The organism is Sphingobacterium cavernae, from assembly GCF_008520265.1.
In the GTDB taxonomy this organism is placed as follows: domain Bacteria; phylum Bacteroidota; class Bacteroidia; order Sphingobacteriales; family Sphingobacteriaceae; genus Sphingobacterium; species Sphingobacterium cavernae.
Window position 1 is genome coordinate 19,801 of sequence record NZ_VIQM01000039.1, and the last position, 23,082, is coordinate 42,882.

21 protein-coding genes are annotated in these 23,082 nt (G+C 33.8%); 5 read left to right on the plus strand and 16 right to left on the minus strand.

Features of this window, described 5'->3' with window-relative positions; all coding sequences use genetic code 11:
- Positions 1-11 precede the first annotated feature (11 nt).
- Positions 12-2,309, plus strand: a complete 2,298-nt coding sequence (locus FLS47_RS07535; RefSeq protein WP_149913759.1) for a GH92 family glycosyl hydrolase — start codon at positions 12-14, stop codon at positions 2,307-2,309.
- A 63-nt stretch (positions 2,310-2,372) separates the two neighbouring features.
- Here the strand turns inward: FLS47_RS07535 and FLS47_RS07540 are convergent, their stop codons facing one another.
- From FLS47_RS07540 to FLS47_RS07565, 6 genes are all read right to left on the minus strand, one after another.
- Positions 2,373-3,389 carry an ABC transporter permease gene (locus tag FLS47_RS07540; RefSeq protein WP_223225176.1) on the minus strand — a complete coding sequence of 339 codons (1,017 nt, stop codon included), beginning with the start codon at positions 3,387-3,389 and terminating at the stop codon, positions 2,373-2,375.
- Positions 3,379-4,341: an ABC transporter ATP-binding protein gene (locus tag FLS47_RS07545; protein WP_149913760.1), complete on the minus strand. Its 963-nt coding sequence runs from the start codon at positions 4,339-4,341 to the stop codon at positions 3,379-3,381. Before FLS47_RS07545 ends, FLS47_RS07540 begins: the two co-directional genes overlap by 11 nt.
- Before the next feature lie 37 nt (positions 4,342-4,378).
- The gene (locus tag FLS47_RS07550; RefSeq protein ID WP_149913761.1) at positions 4,379-5,212 is read right to left on the minus strand and encodes a COG1470 family protein; all 834 of its coding nucleotides are present in this window, start codon (positions 5,210-5,212) and stop codon (positions 4,379-4,381) included.
- 302 nt (positions 5,213-5,514) lie between these two features.
- Positions 5,515-5,673: a sensor histidine kinase gene (locus FLS47_RS18985; protein WP_149913782.1), complete on the minus strand. Its 159-nt coding sequence runs from the start codon at positions 5,671-5,673 to the stop codon at positions 5,515-5,517.
- Positions 5,674-5,864: 191 nt separating this feature from the next.
- Positions 5,865-7,511, minus strand: a complete 1,647-nt coding sequence (locus tag FLS47_RS07560) for a hypothetical protein (RefSeq protein ID WP_188347385.1) — start codon at positions 7,509-7,511, stop codon at positions 5,865-5,867.
- A 43-nt stretch (positions 7,512-7,554) separates the two neighbouring features.
- Complete coding sequence (locus FLS47_RS07565; RefSeq protein ID WP_149913763.1) at positions 7,555-8,268, minus strand: hypothetical protein; 714 nt, start codon at positions 8,266-8,268, stop codon at positions 7,555-7,557.
- A 322-nt stretch (positions 8,269-8,590) separates the two neighbouring features.
- On the opposite strand from FLS47_RS07565, the gene FLS47_RS07570 reads away from it, so the two are divergent.
- Positions 8,591-9,544, plus strand: coding sequence for a family 43 glycosylhydrolase (locus FLS47_RS07570; RefSeq protein ID WP_394349519.1), 954 nt, complete (start codon positions 8,591-8,593; stop codon positions 9,542-9,544).
- A gap of 79 nt (positions 9,545-9,623) precedes the next feature.
- On the opposite strand, the gene FLS47_RS07575 is transcribed toward FLS47_RS07570, so the two are convergent.
- The 4 genes from FLS47_RS07575 to FLS47_RS07590 form a co-directional block, all read right to left on the minus strand.
- Positions 9,624-12,659, minus strand: coding sequence for an AAA family ATPase (locus FLS47_RS07575; protein WP_149913765.1), 3,036 nt, complete (start codon positions 12,657-12,659; stop codon positions 9,624-9,626).
- A 1-nt stretch (position 12,660) separates the two neighbouring features.
- Positions 12,661-13,890 carry a metallophosphoesterase family protein gene (locus FLS47_RS07580; protein ID WP_149913766.1) on the minus strand — a complete coding sequence of 410 codons (1,230 nt, stop codon included), beginning with the start codon at positions 13,888-13,890 and terminating at the stop codon, positions 12,661-12,663.
- Between the two features lie 76 nt (positions 13,891-13,966).
- Complete coding sequence (locus tag FLS47_RS07585; protein ID WP_149913767.1) at positions 13,967-14,623, minus strand: hypothetical protein; 657 nt, start codon at positions 14,621-14,623, stop codon at positions 13,967-13,969.
- Positions 14,624-14,634: 11 nt separating this feature from the next.
- The gene (locus FLS47_RS07590) at positions 14,635-15,045 is read right to left on the minus strand and encodes a c-type cytochrome (protein WP_149913768.1); all 411 of its coding nucleotides are present in this window, start codon (positions 15,043-15,045) and stop codon (positions 14,635-14,637) included.
- A gap of 127 nt (positions 15,046-15,172) precedes the next feature.
- Between FLS47_RS07590 and FLS47_RS07595 the strand changes: the two genes are divergently transcribed.
- Positions 15,173-15,862: a carboxylesterase family protein gene (locus FLS47_RS07595; RefSeq protein ID WP_149913769.1), complete on the plus strand. Its 690-nt coding sequence runs from the start codon at positions 15,173-15,175 to the stop codon at positions 15,860-15,862.
- Between the two features lie 56 nt (positions 15,863-15,918).
- On the opposite strand, the gene FLS47_RS07600 is transcribed toward FLS47_RS07595, so the two are convergent.
- The 3 genes from FLS47_RS07600 to FLS47_RS07610 all read right to left on the minus strand — a co-directional run bounded on the left by FLS47_RS07600 (position 15,919) and on the right by FLS47_RS07610 (position 17,746).
- Entirely contained in the window at positions 15,919-16,767 is an 849-nt protein-coding gene (locus tag FLS47_RS07600; RefSeq protein WP_149913770.1) for a TraB/GumN family protein, read from the minus strand.
- A gap of 98 nt (positions 16,768-16,865) precedes the next feature.
- Complete coding sequence (locus FLS47_RS07605) at positions 16,866-17,270, minus strand: DUF5606 family protein (protein ID WP_149913771.1); 405 nt, start codon at positions 17,268-17,270, stop codon at positions 16,866-16,868.
- A 17-nt stretch (positions 17,271-17,287) separates the two neighbouring features.
- On the minus strand, positions 17,288-17,746 hold the full coding sequence (locus FLS47_RS07610; protein WP_149913772.1) for a peptidylprolyl isomerase: 459 nt from the start codon (positions 17,744-17,746) through the stop codon (positions 17,288-17,290).
- A gap of 153 nt (positions 17,747-17,899) precedes the next feature.
- Between FLS47_RS07610 and radC the strand changes: the two genes are divergently transcribed.
- Positions 17,900-18,586 (plus strand): RadC family protein, encoded by a 687-nt coding sequence (radC, locus tag FLS47_RS07615; protein ID WP_149913773.1) that lies wholly within the window; start codon positions 17,900-17,902, stop codon positions 18,584-18,586.
- Here radC and FLS47_RS07620 read toward each other — a convergent pair.
- The 3 genes from FLS47_RS07620 to FLS47_RS07630 are packed head-to-tail and all read right to left on the minus strand — an operon-like array spanning position 18,556 to position 20,755.
- Positions 18,556-19,767: an oxygenase MpaB family protein gene (locus FLS47_RS07620; protein ID WP_149913774.1), complete on the minus strand. Its 1,212-nt coding sequence runs from the start codon at positions 19,765-19,767 to the stop codon at positions 18,556-18,558. The genes radC and FLS47_RS07620 overlap by 31 nt on opposite strands.
- 3 nt (positions 19,768-19,770) lie before the next feature.
- The gene (locus tag FLS47_RS07625) at positions 19,771-20,130 is read right to left on the minus strand and encodes a hypothetical protein (RefSeq protein ID WP_149913775.1); all 360 of its coding nucleotides are present in this window, start codon (positions 20,128-20,130) and stop codon (positions 19,771-19,773) included.
- Positions 20,120-20,755, minus strand: coding sequence for a YgjP-like metallopeptidase domain-containing protein (locus FLS47_RS07630; protein WP_149913776.1), 636 nt, complete (start codon positions 20,753-20,755; stop codon positions 20,120-20,122). Before FLS47_RS07630 ends, FLS47_RS07625 begins: the two co-directional genes overlap by 11 nt.
- An 82-nt stretch (positions 20,756-20,837) precedes the next feature.
- On the opposite strand from FLS47_RS07630, the gene FLS47_RS07635 reads away from it, so the two are divergent.
- On the plus strand, positions 20,838-22,841 hold the full coding sequence (locus tag FLS47_RS07635; protein WP_149913777.1) for a M13 family metallopeptidase: 2,004 nt from the start codon (positions 20,838-20,840) through the stop codon (positions 22,839-22,841).
- The last annotated feature ends 241 nt before the right edge of the window (positions 22,842-23,082 follow it).

Genomic DNA, 23,082 nt, shown 5'->3' on the forward strand with positions numbered 1-23,082 from the left:
TTATAACCAAGATGAAACCAAAGTTTATTTTAGTATTAATAACCCTTGTTTCCTTATTTTCTAATTCATTTGCGCAACGGATCACAAATGTTGGAAAACCGTTAGATTATGTCAGTACATTGGTGGGTACACAATCAACCTATTTTCTGTCAAGTGGTAATACATATCCAGCAATTGCAGTTCCTTGGGGAATGAATTTTTGGAGTCCTCAAACAGGAAAAATGGGAGACGGATGGATGTACACCTATACTTCTGAAAAAATCAGGGGAATAAAACAGACACATCAACCTTCGCCATGGATGAATGATTATGGTCAATTCAGTATTATGGCAATGGTGGATAATAAAACATTTGACCAAGACAAGCGGTCAAGTTATTTTTCGCACAAAGCGGAAGTTGCAAAGCCGCATTATTATGCTGTTTATCTAGCAGATTACGATACCAATGTCGAGGTGACGCCGACTGAACGTGCTGCATATTTTCGTTTTTCTTTCCCTAAAACAGACAAAGCTTACGTATTAATTGATGCTTTTGACAAAGGATCTTATGTAGAAGTCATTCCAAAAGAGAACAAAATTATTGGGTATTCAACCAAAAATAGTGGTGGCGTGCCTGATAATTTCAAAAATTATTTTGTTTTAGAATTTAACAAACCATTCCAAGAAGTTTCGACTTTTGCAGATTCAGTTATGCAAGATGGCCGTTATATGGTTAAGTCTGATCATGTCGGCGCAATCTTAGGATTTAAAACTTCAGGCAAACAGGACCCTGTTTTGGTTAAAGTGGCATCATCATTTATTTCTCATGATCAAGCACAATTAAACTTGAGAGAGCTTCATAATCAAACTTTCGATCAAATAAAGAAAAAAGGAGAGGATGTCTGGAACAAGGAATTGGGTAAAATCGAAGTTCAAGGCGGCACAATAGATCAATTGCGTACATTTTATTCATGTTTATACCGTTCTCTATTGTTCCCGCGTATGTTTTACGAATATGACGCGAATAATCAGATCGTACATTATTCCCCGTACAACGGAAAAGTTCTTCCTGGCTATATGTTCACAGACACTGGTTTTTGGGATACTTTTAGAGCCTTGTTCCCATTTTTGAATTTGATGTACCCTGAAGTGAATTTGAAGATACAAGAAGGATTGGCTAATACATATCGTGAAGGAGGATGGTTACCTGAATGGGCTAGTCCTGGCTACCGCAATATCATGGTGGGTAATAATTCAGCTTCCGTAGTGGCAGATGCTTGGATTAAAGGTGTGCGTTCAAAAGGTATTGAAACATTATATGAAGGTCTAGTAAAAGGTTCTAAAAATGCAGGTCCGATGACTGCCGTTGGGCGAGCGGGTGCAGAATATTATAATGAATTGGGCTATGTACCCTATGATGTCAAAATTCATGAGAATGTAGCACGAAGTTTAGAATATTCTTATGACGATTTCTCTATCCGCCAATTAGCTAAGAGTTTGGGTAAACCAAAAGAAGATTTAGATTTATACGAAAATCGTTCCTACAATTACCAAAAGCTTTTTGATAGATCTACAGGTTTAATGCGTGGTAAAAATCAAGATGGAACATTCCAATCTCCTTTTAATCCTTTCAAGTGGGGTGATGCTTTCACCGAGGGAAATAGCTGGCACTACAGTTGGTCTGTTTTCCAAGATTTCGCTGGATTAGCAAAATTGATGGGCGGAAATAAAGCTATGGAAACAAAACTTGATTCTGTATTTATTTTACCTCCAATATTTGATGATAGTTATTATGGATTTCCAATCCATGAGATTCGTGAAATGCAAATTGTAAATATGGGACAATATGCTCACGGTAATCAACCCATACAGCATATGACGTATTTATACAATTATGTAGGTGCGCCATGGAAATCACAATATTGGGTTCGAGAGACTATGGATAAAATGTACTCTCCAAATCCAGATGGCTACTGTGGTGATGAGGATAATGGACAGACTTCAGCATGGTATGTATTTTCTGCTTTGGGATTTTATCCTGTAACACCCGCTGTAGATGAGTATGTTATCGGATCTCCTTTATTTGATAAGGTAGTCTTGCATTTGGATAATGGCAAAAAGATAGAGATTCATTCGGCTAATAATTCTGATGAGAACCGATACATTAAATCTTTGCAAGTAAACGGAAAGACTTACAGCAAAAATTACCTTAAACACAGTGAACTGGTTAAAGGTTCGGTATTAAATTTTACAATGGATAAAGTTCCAAATACCTTACGTGGTACCACTGTAGCTGATTTCCCTTATTCAATCAGTACAGAAAAGAAATAATATTTAAACAAACAAGGCTATCAAATTTGATAGCCTTGTTTGTTACATATCATTAATATTAAATCAACACCTAATTTCTCTTCGCATAAACACAAAATAGGATAGAGCGAAGCAGATCATCATTCCTGCTGTAATTCCTGTAAGCTGTGGCCAAACAATCATTATACTATCTATAAACGATAACGGTGATGGTATAGCAGCGATCATCTGTTCCATGGAAACAGGTCCTAAACTACGGACTGATGGCATGAGAATACTTGTGGTCGCGTCCGTATAAAGTTGACTAGGTGATAGACGCATAAGATTCAATATCAGTTCGTGCCAAGCCAGATATTCTTGTTCCGAAATATAGTTTGGATTTGGAATGAAAGGTCGTAAAACAAAATTGATAACAATAGGAAAGAATATGGTGAAAAATAACCAAACTCCTATCGCGGTCATAGCCGATGTGGCCCCTTGGCGGAAAACTATAGACAAAAATATAGCTAGACTTAACCAAAATCCCACATATAAAATGGTCACAGCAATAAAGCCAATTATGCGAACGATTTCTTGTAATTCAATACTGATTCCAGTGGATATAATTCCTGCTCCAATCATGAGCATTACCAAAGCTGTAAGCATTGTACTGACAATAATTAAAGGTGCAAAGAATTTTGCGAGCAATAAATTATCTCTGTATAAAGGTTGTGCGACTAGGCGGGTTAATGTCCCGCTATTGTGCTCCGAGTTGATCGCGTCAAATCCTAAAGCTATTCCAAGTAGAGGTGCCAAAAAGTTTAAAAACACATGAAATGGGGGGATGGAATTGTCACTTAAAGTAAGCAATTTTAAATAGACGAATGCACTATCTGGATCTTGTGCATTATTGATTGTGTCTTTTAATCCCGAAAATGATACAAATAGTGACGCTCCAAAAGTCAATATTATCAAAGCCATTAGAATAATAAATCGCCAACTTCGGATATGTGAAGCAATTTCTTTCTTAATTAAGACTTTCATCGCCAAAGGGATGATTCCCGACTTTTCCATGCCGCTGTGAGAAACATGACTTTTGAAGATGTTAGTTTTACTTTTCATCTCTTAAATTTTTATTATCAAAATACTTTGCATAGATATCATCCAACGAGTATCCGTTTCGTTGTACAAAAACGATACTCGCCTCTTGGTAAACCAAAGTTTTTACTGCTTCTGCTGTGATATCTCGATCTGAATAAATACTTAACACATCCTTATCGAAAGAGATAGACCTGAATCCAGAAATGGACTTTAGCAATTGTTCAAGTTGGATTGCATCAATATTTTTGTCTGCAAGTTGAATAATAGTTTTAAACCCTTCATTAATTTGCAATTTCTCTGCGAGGGTTTCAATAGGTCCATCGACAATCATTTTACCGTCAACAAATATCCCTACACGATCGCATACACGTTGGACTTGATGGAGATGATGAGAAGACATCAGAACAGTTAGGTTTTGATCTTTACTCAATCGTTGAATTAGCTCTAGAAATTCATTCACTCCACTAGGATCGATTCCTAAAGTGGGTTCATCTAAAATTACAACTTTTGGCTTTTTGATTAAAACTTCAGCTAGCCCTAGCCGCTGCTTCATGCCTCGAGAAAATGTTCTCGTTTTGTTATTTGCTGCATGATTTAAACCTACGATATCTAGTAAATCGTGAGCAGATTTAATTGCCTCTTGGTCATCTATTCCGTTAATGTTTGCTATGAAACATAAATTTTCTAAAGCTGTTATATCAGGATAAAAACCAACATTATCTGGAAGATATCCTACTAATTTTTTTACATCTAAAGGATTTCTTGTTGCATCATACCCACAAACAGTTGCTGTACCACTTGTTGGTTCGGTTAGACCTAACATCATGAGAATACTTGTAGTTTTACCTGCACCATTTGGCCCAAGCAATCCAAATATTTCACCTGGGTGAATATCAAGATTTAACTTATCAACAGCTTTCTTTGTGCCATAGCACTTACTCAAATCCTTCAGTTGAATGATTGGATTATTCATGTGAAATCTTGTGATTTAATTCTAAATGGTACTTTTACTATCTTCTTCCATATTTTCGGATCAAATAATAAATCAAACCAGCAGCTGCTGCAATGATTAGTATTCCGACCCAACCAGTTAGAATAGAAGTTTTGACCATTATACGAAATGTTACCTCCGAAGATCCATTAGTTGATTTGGCTGATAATTTGGATACATAGTCTCCAGCAATAGTTTTTTCAGGAACTTTCAACGTAACTTTTACATCAGTTTGCTGACCTGGTTGTATTTGTTCAATAGAGGAAGGAGCGAAGCTGGCTTCCCACTTACTTGGTAACTGCGAAGATAGGTCTACATTGTTTAATGGCAATGTACCCGTATTCTTTACAACCAAAAGTAGTTCTTTACTATTTCCAGCGACTATTTCATCAGATAATCTACCCGATGTTGTAGTAAGCTCTATAGCATAGGAGCCGCGTACAGCTGCTTCTAATGCTAAACTTAATGTGTCTGCATTTGAAATTGCTTGAACAGGAATTTTGTATGTTTCAGGTTTTGTCGTGATCGGACAAGTGATTTCGATACCGATATCTTTTGTCATATTTGGCTCCACTTGAATGGAAGTCACAGTTACACCATCTACACGATACGTTATTTGCCAACCCGCAGGAAGTTTTGTGGATAAGTTATAGTTAGTAGTTACAGAGTTTCCATTTGTAAGAAGACCATTATAACGAAAAGTTTCGTTTGTAGCAGCTTCTACATTAAGTAATCGCGCTGTAAAAGTACTTTTGCTATTTGCAGTGTTTTGAGCAATAGCTAATGATAAATAAAGAAATAAGCCATTAAATAGAAGTAGGCACTTTTTAAAGTTTAATAATTGTTTTAACATAATCTAAATACTAAAATTTATAATTAAATGAATGATAGCTTTCAAAGAATGTTTATCAGCTGCATTGGCTAATATTTATAAAAAATTTGCGCCAAAATAATAATCAAAAATGTATTTGTCAATATCAAATTGACAAAAAATGGAAGTTTAAAATATAAAGAATGAAATGACTTTATATTTATGTTTTAGGGAAGTCTTAACAGTCGTAATTTGTTTAAACTTAAGGAGCTGTGAGCAGTTAAGAAATGCATAAAAATGGACTGTGATTTTTGTCCAAAACAAATACTTACTATAAGCTATTTTTAAGATTTTGGTAATTCTATAATGAAAATAGTACCTTGACCAGCATTGTTTTCAATCCAAATTTTGCCTTTATGTTGATCGATAATTTGTTTACAAATATACAAGCCCAATCCACACGATTCTTCTCCAAAAGTGCCTTCGCGCCTTATGTTGGGTATAAATACTTATTTCTTACCAAGGTAGCGTGTTTTTAAGTTTATAATTCTATATATAAATATATCAAACAATTGGCATAAATGACAGTAACAATAAAAATATCCTAATAATATATTCAATTTGCATAATTGAACGTAAATAACAAAGCCCTTATGTTTTTTCATAAGGGCTTTGTGTAATTTATAATTTTGAACTAGTTACAATTTGGTAAATTAAATTTCGCATTCAAAATCGCTTTTCTAGTTGCATCATCATAAGTAATAGTTCCTGTTAAACCATTATCTGTAGGTAATGTCATATTTGATTTATTAAATGTAAATATTGATGATTTTACTCTTCCATCATAACTAACTTCTATCTTATAGGTTGCATTTTCTGTAAGAGATAAGGATCCTTTTCCGTTTTTTATGTATGTTGTATTTGGTGTCAAATAACGATATCCAATAATTGAAGGGTATGATTCATCTCTTTTAGAAATTGAGATTAATCCATTAGGCATAACTGTAGTCTTTTTAGCTACACATCTACCCTCAACATTAATATCAAAATTTATATCAGTAAACTTGGATGCATCTAGGTTGATTGTGCTCCTATTATTACAAGGATTAAAATACTCAGTTGTCAAAACTTCTAACCCACCTAGAGTACTAAATTTAAGTTTTACTTCTTCCCTTATACCATATGAATATATTTCGTTTATTCCATATAGATAATAAGTACTATTGAATGATTTTAAAATTTGATTATTTTTATTGATTATGTCAATTTTAGCTTGGATATAAGTATTATTGAAAATTGATGCATTGCCTGTATTAATTAAGTTTACTCTAGTTCCTAATGCAGAAAAGCAAAATAAATATGAATGGCCTATATAGTATGTACTCAAGTGTGGAACTTCGAAGGATCCTATCAATTTGCCGTTAATACTAGCTAATTTGATTTTTGATTCTTCAGTATGTGTACCATTTTTCTTATCTCCACTCCACACAGACACTTCATCACCCGCTTTGTATGCTACGCTAGTGTTAGGGTTAATCAATTGAGAGTTTATCTCCATATCTACTTTTAATGGTTTAGAGAATTTCTTCACATTTTGATCCCCAACCTTCATATCAATAGTCACCACGCCTATTGGAGATATTGTCACACCTTCTAATTTATTACCATTTTTATCAACTACATTACTGGCTAAAAGGCCACCTGGTATGGCTTGTAAAGCAGAATTGTTTACAGCACTATATTGTACAATGTTGGTAGTTAAAGTTCCTCCAGTCAATACAGCTCCTGATTCAGAGATAAACTGGGTACCCGATTGCATTTGTACAGTAGCAGATTCTTGTTTAGTTTCATTAGTAGGTATTGTGAATGTTTTAGTTTGTGCTGTTGCATTTCCTGAAAGCGTAGTATTGTTACCCACAACCCCTGAGGTGCCTTCAGGTAGATTCTTAAGTTGTACTAACTTAATCATATGTATGGACACGGAATCATGAGTAAGAGTGATGTTTTGTGATAATGGTATATATCCGCTTACTTCAGCACTAATAGTAAAGTTTATAGGATTTGTATCTGAAGGCTTTACGCCCTCTTGAAGCGCTAAGCTCAACAAACCACCCACTACTTTGAATTCTTTTTTGCCGACTTCATTAATAACTTTATCCGCATTTTCACCTGAGATAGTAACATCAAAATTACCAATTGGTGTTGGATTGGTTAAATTTGCATCCACAAATACAATACCTGTTGGTGCATTTCCATACACGTCTCCATTTGCTAGTATTTCTAAACCATCAAACGGATTTTTACACGTATAAAAGGTTGCTGATAAAATTGTTATCAGCATGATTAATATATATTTAGTTGAAATTTTCATGTTATTTTAAGAATTAGTTGGATAATTTGAAGTTCAAGTTTACTTGTAAGGTCGGCATCCAACGAAAAGTGGAAAGATTATTTTCTAATAGTGATTCTTGATTTTTGTTTGGTGCTAAAAGTTTAGTTGCATCTATTTGTACTTTAGCTGCAGATAAATAGTAAGTACCTAAATCGACATTCACACCAAAACGTTTACTAGGAGTACTTTTGCCAAGTCCTAAGCCAATATATGGCGCAAAACCATTGAAACTTACATTTGCTTTCAAATCACCAATTTGTTCAGGTGATATAGTTAAATTTCCAAAATCCATTCCTTTTGAAGGCTTTAAAAACCCATCAACCTCTGTATTGTTAATAATTGCCCCACCAGCAACTAATCTCAACATCGATAGAACACTATATTCTCCAAGTACTCCAACTTGACTCACACTTCCTTTGACATAGCGTACATCATCTTTGAATTCGCCTAAAGCGGCAATATTTATATCGCGTCCTTTCAAAGGATTATTTACAGTACGGGCAAAATAAGTTCCATTCAATCGAACTGCTAGTTTTTCAAGGAATTGATAACGTATACCTGCACCAAATCCATTCGTTCCTCCTTGCAATTGCACACTTAGTTTATTAGTTTGAAATCCTGATGGCATGGAGAGAGAATCCGTTTGCGCCATCAAACAACCCGTTGCCATGACTTGGCAACAGATTAAAAGAAATTTGTTTTTCATTTTCTATAGGTTAATGTAGTAATTAAGCAAATATATCAATATTGAATTGTAAAATACAATAAAATATTTTATTAAATTATTTTGAGACTATTACTTAATTTAACGTTTGTTGCAGTTGCATTTTAGTTTATAAAAATAATTATTAAGAATAATGTAATGTTAATAGTGCCTTCTATGTGGAAAAATGCTTTGTTGCATTAGGAAATGTTTTAATATTATGTTTAATTAGTGCATAATTTTAACCAGATACCTATATCACAAAAACATGTATACCTTGATAAATGTTAATCGCCTAAAATTTTTCTTTTTATTATTATTTACAATTGGACTTTATAATAAAACATTTTGTCAGTCCATAGGAGAGATAAGTGTACATGACCCTGTTATGATTAATTATAAGGACAAATATTATGTGTTTCATACAGGAAATGGAATTTCCGTATCATCGTCGAAAGATTTGGTAAATTGGAAAAGAGAGAAGTCTGTATTTTCAGCTCCTCCATCATGGGCCGTTGAAAAAGTACCATCTTTCAAAGGACATATTTGGGCTCCAGATATAACATTTTATAAAGGAAAATATTATTTGTATTATAGCATTTCTGCATTTGGCAAAAATACATCTTGCATTGGTGTGGCAACGAATTTTACATTGGATTCTTCTGATCCTAGTTATAATTGGACGGATCACGGACTAGTTATTGAATCTATTCCTGGAAAATCAAATTGGAATGCAATAGATCCAAATTTTATTCTTGATGAAAAAGGCAATCCTTTTTTGAGTTTTGGCTCTTTTTGGGATGGTATAAAGCTGGTTAAATTAACTAAAGACGGTTTACTTACCGACCAAGATTTAACAAAAATTCCAACAATTGCTAGGCGTCATGATCGATTCGACGATAAAATTTCTGTAAGTGCTGGAGATAATCCAATCGAAGCCCCTTTTATTTATAAGTATAATGATTATTATTATTTGTTTGTCTCTTTAGATTACTGTTGTAGAGGTGTGAATAGCACTTACAAAATTTCTGTAGGACGATCTAAAAATCTTGAAGGTCCATATATTGACAATCTTGGAGTAGATATGGCTAAAGGAGGAGGAAAGCTTGTCTTGGAAGGAAACCATGATTGGCATGGAGTCGGACACAACGCTATTATCAAAATAGATACGCATGAACATATCGTATTTCATGGTTATGATGCGAATGATCACGGAAGATCAAAACTTTTAATCAAAAAAATTCACTGGAATAAGGACGGATGGCCAACTGTTAATTGATATGAAATGCCATTTAATACATTATAGCACACAATCTTAGATACTAAATTAAATTGTGTGCTATTCAAAGTATTCTTGCTTAATTTATTACAACTTGACTTCCTTTTTCTATATCTTTCACTACAGTGATTGAACGTGGCATACGCTCTTTTAGCTCTTCGACATGTGATATTATACCAACTACACGGTTTTCTTGATGTAAATATTGCAATGTATCAAATACAGTATTGATACTTTCTGAGTCTTGCGTTCCAAAACCTTCATCTATGAAGAAGAAATTTTTATCCGCCTTATTGAGCGACTGAATGTTTTCTGCCAATGCAAGAGCAAGACAAAGCGAAGCCTGAAAAGCTTGACCTCCTGATAGTGTTTTTGCAGATCGTCTACGACCATCATTCAAATAATCGATTATTTCAAACTCATTATTTTCATTGATTACTAAACTTAATTGATTTTTTGTTAAACGATGGAAACGTTGATTTGCAATCTCACACAATCGGTGTAGATGTATGCTCGATACATAATTAACAAAACCATTTCCTTTAAACATATTATCTAATGTTTTTAGATTATCTTTTCTAGTTTCAAGTTTTTTATAAGCTAATAATAGTTCTTGTTTCTTTGAAAATTCTATTGTTAAACGCTCTAAATCTTCTTTCAAAGCACCGTGTAATCCTATTTGAACTTCTAATGCTTCTTTCTTAATAGCAATAATATCCGTTAGTTCAATAAATATTTCATCAGAATAATTATCTTCTTCTGTTCTGTTTTTTAAATCTACAATTCGATTTTCTAATGTAGAGTAGGCTAAATAAAAATCATTAATAATTTTTCTAGATTCAGCGACATTTAATTTTTTATCCAATACTGTTTTTACAGTAGAAATATCTGGATAATTAAATTCGATTAACAATTTATGAAGGAAATTTTGTGTTTCCTTTAGCTGAGAAGTATATAAGATATACTGTTCTTGTGCTTCCGTGTAGGCACCTTTTATGTGAGCATATTGGGTTCTCTGTTCTAATAGTTGTGTGTTATAATTTTGATATTGTTCGTTTATTTTAAGAATATGCTCTGTATTCTTATTAACGAGATCTATCAAACCATGCTCGTCTAAATGCGCCAAATTATTAACATCAATCACTTGAATTTGTTGTAGATTTTGAATTATATTCGCTTCTAATGCATAGATCTCGCTTTGGTATTTATTTAGTTTATTTTCTGCATTTTGAATAGTATTCTTTGTCGTCGTTAAAAGGTCCCGCTTGCTTTTGAGTTCACTATCAAGTTGCGTCAACTGCTCTTCAATTTTAAATACTTCATTTTTTTTCTCTTCGAAAACAGATTTATTGTCCTTATCATATTCAGACCATTTAAAATTATTTTGGTGATCATTTAATTGCTTACCAATATTCAAAATATCTATTTGATATTTTTGTAATTCCACTTCTTTGTCTGCGATCATTCTATTCACTACCTGCAATTCTGATTTTTTCTTATTCAAATTCTCTTTTTTAGTTTGGAGAGCTTCTTTTTCGAAAGCCAAATTCGAAAATTCATCGTCCAAGACTTGAATCTGCATAGGGAATGGATGATCTTTGGAGCCGCAAAGTGGACAAGGCTCACCTTCATGCAAACTATGAATATACTGGGATAGTTCTTGTTTAAGGCGGATATCACTTTCACGAATGTTTAACTGATTATCTTTGTTCGATAATTCGCTAAGCTTACTTTCAATATCCTCCTGCCAAGTTGACTCGTTGAAACCTAAATCATTAAATTTACTTTTCAATTCTTTAATTTGATCATGCAAATTATGAATACGTTGGTTTTCATCATTTAAATCTTTTGAGATTTGTTCCTGCTTTTGATACCAGGCATCGATTGTCAGAAGATCTATAGAATTAATTCGTGAAGATTTTATACGATCAATTTCTTGTTCTTTTAATAGTATTGACGCGGTTATTTCTTCTTCGATCTGTTTTTGCTCAGCTAAATATTTATACCCCTTGGCTATATTTTCTTCTTTTTCAGATTTAACCTTTTTAGATGCGAGATTCTGGATTAGTTTGTTTAGATCTTGAATCTCTGCTTTTATATTATCAAGATTTTCAAATTGAGGTTTAAGTTGTTCTAACGTGTGTTCAATTACGTTTAATGTGGTTTTAATTGAATCTTTTGATTCTTTTAATTTCTCAATTTTCGTCAATAAATTTTTCTTATTAGACGTAATATTTTCGAAAGTATTTATATGTTCTCTAAAATTAGTTGAAACTAATTCAAATTCACCGATTTCCTTTTCAACCTTTTGAATCGCAGTTTTCTTCGTCTCTAAGAGATTTAATTCTTCCAATTTCTCAGCTAAATCTTGACGAATTTGTTTAGCTGTTTGAAGCGATTTATACTGTATATCTAATTGTTCAAAATCTTTTTTAAGCTCGATAAGATTTTTTTCTAATTCTAAAAACTGTGATTTTTTTTCTTCTATTACATCGTTATTAACTTCTTCAAAACCACTCAAAACACCTTTTAGATGTTCAACCTTTTTGTTTGTGTGAGACAACATAATTGAAGTTTTAGGGCCTAAATCGTATTGATTTAGAAAGAAAATCTCCTTCATCATTTCTGAACGATCTTTACCTTTCAGTTCTAGGAATTCCTTAAATTGTCCTTGGGGTATAATTATGGTTCGCCTAAAGTTTGAGTAGGATAGATTCGTGATTAAAGCTCCATCATTGGATGGTAAAGGAATCCAATTACCATCAATCCATTCATAAGCATCTCTAGTGTTATCAGTAATATCTTGAAAGTTTTTACGACGTCTCCATCTTGCAATAAAACGAAATTTCCGTCCCTGAAAATTTAAAAACTGAAAATCAATAATGACATTTGTTGATTTCAGATTCATCATATTATAGGCACGTTTCTCTTTGCTATTTAGACGTTCCGTCTCACCATATAATGCATAACCAATAGCTTCTAGTATAGAAGATTTGCCAGAACCAACTGCACCGAATATTCCAAAAAGACCAGCCTCTGTTAATGTCGTAAAATCTATTTCCTGTTTATCCTGATACGAATAGAGCCCCTCAAGACTTAAATACAACGGTAGCATATTATCCCTCCAAATCTTTAGTATATGTTAGCACCTCTTTAAATAAATCCTTAATTTCATCATTAGGTTGTTGGCCATATTTGTAATTGAAATAATCATGGAACAAACTATGAATATCCTTATCAAGTCGTATCACATCGCCTTCAACTTCAGTATCATTTTTCAAGTGAGTCATTACAGGAATAATATGAACTATTCCATCATGAGCTTCATGTATACGTTTAAGATCGGCAGAAGTCATAAAAGTTTCACTAATTAGGGTCAATTCCACCAAAGTATAAGGATTTGATCTAAGCCAATCTACTGCCAAATCTATATCATCAAAACTCATTCTTTTCAGAGGTTTACCGCTGTGAAGAGGAATTGCTTGTACAACTGCTTTTTGTTTTGGTACAACGTCAATAATAACTACCTTCTTTTCTTGGCCAGCTTCTGAAAAAGAATAGGCAAGGGGCGAGCTAGAATATACCACAGGGTTCGTATGTCCCTTTATAAATTGATACCTGTGTAAGTGCCCCAGTGCAGCATATTGAATTTGTCGAGGAATAGCATCCGAATATACAATATCTGCATTACCGATTTTTATTGGCTTTTCGCCCTCTGGTTCTTCTAATATTTCACCATCTCGCTCCAACATATAGAGGTGAGCTGTGAGGATATTGACCCCGTAATCATCACAGTATTTATTTGCTAATAAGTTCCAATTTTCTTTGAGAACTTCATTCAACTGCTCTCCTTTATTTTCCACTCCCAAGAATTGCTTTAATCTAACTTCATTCGCATACGCAGTAGTTATTATTCGAATTGGATATGAAAAGTGCTGAAGTTTTATTTCGACAAATCCTTTATCCGAATTTGTAATTTCAAAATTGCTTTCCATAGCGAATGGCTTCACTTCAGCGTGAGGATAGCCAACAAATATAATTCCACAGGCTCTTGCTAATGGATCAGGAGAATCAATTCGGTCTGGTGAGTCGTGATTACCAGCTATAGCAAGTACTGGTCGTTTTCCATTTGCCGTTAACCGTTTCAAAGTTTGGTACAGAAGCTCAGTTGCCTCTACAGGTGGGTTGAATGTATCAAACAAATCGCCAGCTACTATGACAACGTCTACTTGCTGTTGATCTGCAATATCGCAAATTTCTTGAAGTACTTCCTTTTGTTCTTCAAGACGACTTATGTTATCAAGCTTCTTTCCTAAGTGCCAATCCGCTGTATGTAGTATTTTCATGTGCGCAAATGATGGTTGAGCGATTATAAAAATACTTATTTTTGATGAGTAGTAGGTGTTTAGTTTCTTAAGTAAACTATTTCTTTTCTGCAAGTCTTTCTTTACAAAGCTTATACATCGAATCCATATTTTTATCTTGCGGATAAAATGATCTTCCAATTCCAAAGATTTCCTTAGAAGTCGTAAATTTTTTATCATAAAATAATTGCATTCCCACATTGTAAAAAATAGCATCTACATTTGGAATTCGCTTCAGGCTATAGGAAGATTTGCTTTCTTTTATAGTTTTTGCAATCATTCTAGCGAGCTCTATTGCACGTGTTAAATTCGTTTCATCAAAGGCTTGCATAGTCAGCACAACAGCATCTTGTATTTTAACCTTTTGGATTTTTTCATTATCATTTAAAAAGGAATACTGTGATTCCCAAACGACAATATCTTTTAGGTTTTTACTTGGATTTTTTTGCTGATTTATCTTAAGAAGCAATGTCTCTTGTAATAACGCGATAACCATCGTATCTAGATTATTAACAGCATAACAACTATCCAGTATGGACTTCGCTTTGCTTAATTGTCTAGTATGAACAGCAACGATTGCTCTATTACGCATTGGTTCGTAAGTGGTTATATCAAAAAAAGAATCCTGAATTTCTTCTTTTTCATGCTGCGCATAACAAAATCTTATCGAACAAAGAATAAATGTTACAGTAATTAAATGATGAAATAGATTCAATTGTAATAGTTTTATTTTGATAATTGTATAGTTTTTGGTTGCGCTTGACCATTATGACAAGTTTCGCAAGAAATATTCTTTACGAGACCCTGATGTTCATGTTTAAAATATTTTTTATTGATTTTCTTTGTCATTTTCATCATCTCTCTAGCCATATTCTTTTTAGGATTAGAATCGCTAGCAAAGTCCATTCCTTTTTCACCATTTGATTTGGGAGCATGGCAATACCCACATTTCACACCTAATGCTGCATTAAATCCACGCATAACTTTAGTGAGCTCTTCATCAGAAATATTTTTTGACAATACTTTAAGATTTTTTGGTTTATTATTCTCTTGGACAGATTTACTTGTAAATGCAGAGATTGTAAATACAAGTGCTATTATAACTCCGAAAAATGTGATTTTTTTGTTGCTTTTCATGTAAATTTAATTTGTTTTAATATTACGAATTAAACTTGATTTGTCATAATAAAGTCATTCCAAATTCTCATTTACTAATATTTTTGTAGTTTTGTCCTTTTAAATGTTGAGGTTGAACTTACAAATTATGAGAACGACACTATTTACTTTGCTATTAGTATTAAATATTTTAGTTTCAAAGGCTGAAACTTTACCTATTCTTAATAAAACAACTTACAATTTCTTATTACACTTGCCTGATTCATACGATAATAAGTCAGACAAATTACCAGTAATTGTTTTTCTTCATGGTCGTAGTTTATCAGGAACAAATCTGGATCGAGTAAAACGCTACGGCGTGCTTTATGCAAAAAATAGGGGACATGAGCTACCAAACGCAATAATTGTTGCACCACAAACTAAAAAAGGTTGGGATCCTGATAATGTAATGGAAGTAGTAGATTATGTGTTAGAAAATTACAATGCTGATCGATCAAGGGTGTATGTTTGTGGAATGAGTATGGGCGGATATGGAACTATGCATGTGGCTGGGAAATATCCTGATCGTATCGCAGCGGCTGTTGCTATATGTGGTGGTGGAAATATAGGCGATGCTTGTAATTTGACACAAGTACCAATTTGGATTCAACATGGAAGTGCTGATAGGGCAGTACCAGCATCAGAATCCAAGAAGATTTATAATGCGATTAAAAAATGCGATAGTAATGCAGATGCTACTTTAACAATTATAAAAGGAGGAACGCACGGTAGCGTAGAAAAATTATTTCATAAAGATGCTATCTATGATTGGATGATGAAATATAAAAAAGATTTATAACAAAGATAAAGGCTTACTAATTTATTTTGTAAGCCTTTATCTTTGTTAAAAGCATCTTAATTTAAAACTGGAGTAACTGTATATCCTTTTTCACGAATTTGTTGTATTAGACCATCTTTTCCAATCAAATGTGCTGCTCCAACTGCAATCAGAGTTTTATTTTCAGAAATTCTAGAAGGAATTACATCTAACCAATTGTTATTTCTTTGAGTTAACATTAAATCATAAACTTCAGGAGTCATCCAATTAGGATCTGTGATTACTTCTTCAAGAATGGATAAGTCTTGCTTATTGTAAGCTGCAACCATTTGTTGTGTCAATTTACCAGCCTCATCATAAAGTTTTAAATAATTATAGAAATACTCAGGAGTAGCAATCTTACTCAACATTTCCATCTGAAATTCTATTGTTTCCAAATCCGCAATATTTTTACCCTCTGCTAATTTATGAACTTCATTTTCTACAGACTTAAACTCCATTGGATTAGGGCAGTTAAATGATTTTAATGTCAAAAGACTCATTATCATTGCTGGGTGCAACATATCGAACATTTTAATAGATAATTGATTCGCTGTCAGCACACTGTCGATTAATTGAATCTGATCAGACTTTAAATTACTCAGAAAATCTTGAGTAGGACGCATCATTCTTTGTTGCATTAAATCTGTATTTTCTGGATTAAACAAATCCACTTCAAATATCACTTGATCAACTTCGCCAATTACCCGTTTAACTTTATCATGCATGACGAAATCTTCCGGACATAAAATATGAATTGTACCTAATAAATAGGAGTCAGCTTTTAAATTATTTCCAGATATTTTCCATAAAACAGAATTTTCTTGCGCAAAAATAGTTGCCATCGACAAGATGGCACAAAGTTGAATTAAAAATAACTTTTTCATATAACGTTAGTTATTTTTCTTTTAATATAAGAGTTTTTAAAAACAAAAAGGGGATTTATTCAAAATAAATCCCTTAAAACTGTAAATATCAAAAACAATTATTGAATTGGAGCAGGAGCTTCCTCTTCAAATAATGGAAATTCTTTGATAATATTATACCAAGAAATAATTTTTTTAATATCAGAAGTATAAACTCTAGCCTCATCATGACCTGGAGCTACTTCGTGGAAAAAGTTACGTAATTCCTCGCCGCTTGCTTTCGTGTCTGGTGTAGTTCCTCCATTAGATTTGATAGTTTCCAAAACATCTAATAGACGAATTTCTTCTTCCTCACCGTATATTGTGATATCTTCCAAAGTAGCCATCTTAGTCGTGTTAAGATTTACTACAGATTTGATTTTAGCTTTATCTAATGTTTCTAAGATAAAACCACCTTTATTTTGACCGATTAATTTGAATAAACCTGGTTTACCAGTTACTGATACTAATGCTCTTAAATTCATTATTTAATATGTTTATACTAACCTTCAATAACTTCAATTGATAAAATACGATCACCTTGACGAATGTCATCAACTACATCTACATTTTCGATTACTTTACCAAAACAAGTATGGTTACGATCCAAATGTGCTGTATTGTTACGGCTGTGGCAAATAAAGAATTGAGATCCACCTGTATTTCTACCTGCATGTGCCATAGATAATACACCACGGTCATGATATTGGTTTTCACCAGTCAATTCACAATCGATTTTATAACCTGGACCACCAGTACCTGGCATACCAGAAGCACCTTCACGTGAATTAGGACAACCGCCTTGAATTACGAAGTCAGGAAGAACACGGTGAAATGTCAAACCATCATAAAAACCCTCTTTCGCCAATTTAATGAAATTTGCTACTGTATTAGGAGCGTCTGCTGTATAAAATTGTACAGTCATGTCGCCTTTTTCTGTCTTAATAATTGCTTTACTCATTGCTAAATAAATTTTTTACAAGGTACAAATATACTAATTTTTATCCTAAGAATAACCAAACTTGGCACTTCCGACTGTGTTAATATTTGTTAACCTAAATGCTTTTTAGTAAATTCATAATAACCAATTAAATACGCACACACGAACTATAAAATGGAAAAATTAGTTATCCGCGAATGGGCAGAATCCGATCGTCCGAGAGAGAAATTAATGGAGAAAGGCAGGAGGGCACTAACCGATGCAGAGTTGTTAGCAATTCTTATAGGTTCGGGCTCAACAACCCAAACTGCAGTTGAGCTTTGTCGCCGCATCCTAAAGGATGTAAATAACAACTTAAATGCCTTATCCAAAAAAGAAGTTAATGATTTATGCGTCTACAGGGGAATCGGTGAAGCAAAAGCAATAAGAATCATTGCAGCACTAGAATTGGGGCGGCGTAGGAGAGATGAGCAAGTCGTCGATGTGCCCGTACTGAATAGTAGCAAACGTGTATACGAATGTTTTAGAGCCAATTTGCAAGATATTCCGCACGAGGAATTTTGGGTACTTTATCTCAATAAGGGTTGTAAGGTATTGGATACGCAATTAATCGGACGCGGCGGAAATGATTTTACGCCTGTTGATGTACGTATTATTCTACGTCACGCATTACAATCAAAAGCGAATTCGATGATACTAATTCACAATCACCCTTTGGGCACACTTCGACCTAGCCAAGCAGATAAACTATTGACTAATAAAATCAATGATTCAGCAAAAATAATGGACATCAAGGTGAATGACCATATTATTTTTACTGATACAGCTTATTACAGTTTTAGAGATGAAGGATTACTCTGACTATTGTTAAATTCTTGGTAAATCATACGGACTCTTTCTTGTTCTTCGCCGCCAGAGTGTATAGATTGCAAACGAGTTTCCTCGTCAACAATAGTTCGTTCATTTTGTCTTGTTTTCCATATATTAACCAATCCAAATCGTCCGATTTTTGTATTTGATAATCCTAAAAGTTTACAAGAATATTCACCTAACAAGAAATTATTATAAAACAAATGCACTTCACGCATCATCAAGCGCATTAATTTATTTTTGGGATAATGTGCCAGTACGGGCTCTTCCTTAAGTGCATCAGCTAAGGATCTACTATCTTCGTCGCCTTCTCTTTGCGTCATTGTCCAAAGATAAAGTGCTTCAATGGCTTCATTTTCATTTTCGGGCAACAATGCTAAAGGAATTCCTAACAAGGAACCGACATATTTCCAAAAGTGAAATAACCCATCAACTTCTTTTGGAGAAGGCTGAATTCCGATTTTACGTAACCCAACTAAGAACACCAATGAGAACCCCAGATTTGTAGCCAGCATATCCCACGTATTCAACGGTATACCCCATTTATTAGAATCCCAATCTGTACGCTTTAATATACTAATACGCGAATATGAATGGATACAACGAGTCAAAAATATCTGGCGAAATCCTTCAGAGTTTTGTTCTAAGCCTCCTTCTTTGGTAATATTTACCCAAAAATTGACAGTGTCATTTAACCTTTTAACAGCACCTTTTTTTAAAGCTCCTGTATAGATTAATGGCTTATTGATAGCTGCTGATTCATAGCCGCCCATAAGGCAATAATCCCGCAAAACTATCAAAGCCGAAAGACCCGCGCGTCGTGAAAGTTCAGAACCAAATTTTAATTTTTCTTGATCTAACCAATTGGGTTCAATGTCAATCTTTGCAAAGAATTCATCCCAAATTAGCTTTTCCTCGGTTGGCAGTTGTTCATGATTCAAATAAGAAGAAAGTGAATTATTACCCTGTACAAATCCTTTCTTATCATGAAGATCAAGTACCAATTGGTCGCCATGTCTGTCCCATTCGTAGAGAAAGGGAATAAGTTTTTCTGCAATTGCGATATCAGGAACATATCCTAATTTTTGAAGCAGTTCTACGCCTACACCTTCATTCCAATAGTGTGCAAACGATGATTCATTAATTTTATATCGGTAGGGCTGACTCCACATAGGCTAATTTGTTAAGCTCCAATCAAAATATGCTGCACGTGCTACTAGTTTGTCATCATTCGTACTGAAATCGAAATCTAAATAATCATTGGCGCAGGCTTGCAAATCCGAACAACAATATTGGCGGTCAATCTGAAATTTCAATCTAAATGATCCTTTCTGTGTATCAGAATTATACTTTTGATTAGTCACACTAAGGTGCGTAATCGATGGGCCACCGTCCAGACTGGCCAAATTATCTAAAATATATTCCCGAATCTTCTGTAAACTATCCTCAGTTAATTGACTAATAATCGACTGAGAATTTTGCGCTAATTCCTCTGCGTTAATTGGGCTTATTTCTATTTTTAGGTCACTGCTCATATTTAAATACTCTTTCGCAATGTTTCGGGTTTGAAACATATTTGTTTATTAAATCATCAATTTGTTCTTTCGAACATCTTAAAAAAAATCCCACAGCTCGTATTACGACGTAGGTGATAAAATCTTTCGATTTGTCAATTAATGTTTTCGAATAGGTAATGTATCCGTTTGTATGACAAATTGAATAATATTTTGTTTTTAGTTTTTTAAGATTAGTTTCAGGAAGAATTAAATTCAAATCTTCTTCTAGATAAGACAATTTTGAGTTAATAAAGTTTAGTAATAGGGTGAATTTTAATTTTTCAAGATTTGTTGCCGTGCTGAAATGCTTCTTATTACCATATAAAATTTCATTTTTTATATAGGCTGACAATATTGGTTCTATTTTGATTGGGTATATCTTATCAAACAGAGATATCTGGGTAAGTGAAGTATTTAAAGATTTTTTGTGTGCTGAAATTAACTTCGGTAATTCTTGTTTAATGTATACAATTAGATTCTCTTGAGGAATTCTTGCAGGAACATCCAGATGCACAATTTCGTGCTCGATCTTTTTAAGAATGATTGAATCGATGTCGGTTTTGATATGAATAAAATACGTTTTTTCGCCAATTTCCAAATACATACACAAAATAGTTACTTTTTATTCAAGCTGTAAATAATTATGTTTGCATAACATTTACATCATTTAAAATAAGCTTATAAAGATGAAGAAAATTTTTGTTTTGACAGCAGCCTTGCTGTCATCAAATTTTATTTTTGCCCAAGAGTACAAAGCCATAAATAAAGCATTTATGGATCAGTCTGTACGCCCTCAAGACGATTTTTACAATTATGTCAACGGAAATTGGATGAAAACAGTTCAAATTCCTTCAGACAAAGCACGTTGGGGATCATTCGACGAATTGCGTGAAAATACAGATTTGGCTGTATTGGAAATTTTGAAATCAGCATTAAATGAAACACAGGCAAGAGGTTCGGATGGCCAAAAAATTGCCGATTTGTACAAATCATACGTTGACTTCGAAACGCGTAATAAAGTTGCTTTAAAGCCAATTCAACAAAGATTGTCCGATATTAATGCCATTAAAAATTTAAAGGATCTAACGGCATATTTCTCAAAATATGGACGTGAAGGCGGAAATCCTTTCTATGGTGGTTATGTAGGTACGCATCTGAAAAATTCAAAAATTAATACAGTTTATCTAGGTGGTGGTTCTTTAGGACTTGGTCGTACTTATTACCAAAAAGACGATGAGGCAAATAGAAAAACATTAGCTGATTATTCTGAATTCATCAATATACTTTACGGAAAAGTAGACCCAAAAACGAAGGACTTAAAAGGAGCAAAAGTTATAGCTTTTGAGAAAGCGATTGCTGCAAATTTGAAAACAGTAGAAGAATCTCGTGATGCACAAAAGCGTTATAATCCGGTAGCTGTATCTGATTTAAATAAATTAGTCAAAAACGTAGATGTAGCTGGATTCTTGAAAGAAGTAGGCTTTAAAGCGGATACAGTAATCATAGGAGAATTAAAATATTTCCAAAATCTTGATCAAATCTTAACAGAGAAAAATGTTCCTGTCATCAAAGATTATTTGAAATTCCATGTAGTAAATGGTGCAACTTCCTATTTAACAGAAGAACTTGATAAATTATCTTTTGACTTCTATGGCCGCAAATTAAGAGGTCAAGCAGAACAAAGAAGTTTAGACAAACGTGGCTTAGAGTTTGTAAATGGTAATGTCGGCGAATTGCTAGGTAAATTGTATGTAGAGAAACATTTCCCTGAAGAAGCCAAAGCAACATGCGAAGAATTAGTTAAATACCTAATCAAATCGTTCGAGATTCACATCAAGAACTTAGAATGGATGTCTCCAGTTACGAAAGAACGCGCTTTGGACAAATTATCTAAGTTTACTGTGAAAATCGGTTATCCAGACAAATGGAAAGATTATTCGCAATTGGCAGTTGGTACTTCATTGTACGAAAATATTAGTGCAATCAACAAATGGAGATTTGAGCAGAATCTCGCAAAACAAGGACAGCCTGTAGACAAAGAGGAGTGGGGAATGTCTCCTCAGACAGTAAATGCGTATTATAGCCCACTAAACAATGAGATCGTATTTCCAGCAGCTATCCTTCAAGCTCCTTTCTATGATTACCGCGCAGACGCAGCAGTCAATTTTGGTGGTATCGGTGCTGTAATTGGTCACGAATTATCGCATGGTTTTGATGACTCAGGTTCTCAATACGATGGTGATGGAAACTTGAATAACTGGTGGACTGAAGAAGACCGTACTAAATTTGAGGCAGCTGCTGATGCTTTAGTGGCGCAATTCGAAAAATATGAACCAGTACCAGGTGTATTCGTAAATGGCCGTTTCACTTTGGGTGAAAACATCGGTGATTTGGGTGGTTCTTCAGTAGCTTTTGACGCTTTGAAAATGTACTTGCAAGATAAAGGTAATCCAGGTATGATAGATGGTTTTACACCAGAACAACGTTTCTTCCTGTCTTGGGCAACGATTTGGCGTACGAAAACAACAGATGCGTTTGTAATCAACCAAGTAAAAACCGATCCACATTCGCCTGCGCAATACAGAGCTTTCGCGCCAATTATTAATTTGGATGCATTCCATGAAGCTTTCGGCACAAAAGAAGGTGATAAATTATACGTTCCAAAGGAACAAAGAATTCTTATTTGGTAAACTTTCAATTCTACCTATGAGAAAAAGGCTGTCTCAAAATAGGCAGCCTCTTTTTTGTATTTTATCACTCATATTATTTGCTTTAATCACCTGATTTTCATACCTTTAAGCTGAAATCAGATTGTTTTATGAGCAAAAGAGTACCTGTTTTTAAACCTTATTATCAAGACCAGATCATGGCAATTCCTCCAAGCCTGGATGAATTGGTTTCCAAATCACATCCAGTTCGGATTGTTAATGA